The sequence below is a fragment of the Halomonas sp. ND22Bw genome, assembly GCF_003011945.1.
GTDB classification, from domain to species: Bacteria; Pseudomonadota; Gammaproteobacteria; order Pseudomonadales; family Halomonadaceae; genus Halomonas; species Halomonas halophila.
In genome coordinates, this window is the sequence record NZ_PXWD01001424.1 from 1 (window position 1) to 250 (window position 250).

At 68.0% G+C, this 250-nt stretch carries 1 pseudogene; it reads right to left on the bottom strand.

The features are described 5' to 3' along the window. Positions 1-250, bottom strand: a pseudogene (locus CVH10_RS22900) (branched-chain amino acid ABC transporter permease); the annotation flags it as partial.

Below are 250 nucleotides of genomic sequence, written 5' to 3' on the forward strand. Positions count from 1 at the left end.
CGAAGCGCGAGCGGCGGATGAGCGCGAGCAGGCCGTAGGTGCCGACCAGCGCCGCCAGCACCGCATAGAACTGCACGCGGCGGTTCTCCATGTCGAGCGCGCCGAGGCTCGGCCGCACGTACATGTAGATGCCGTCGCTGCCGCCGCCGAACTTGGTGTCGTGGAAGATGAAGTAGGCCATCTGCGCGAAGGCCAGCGTGACCATGATGAAGTACACGCCGCGCGTGCGCAGGCTGAGCGCGCCGACCAC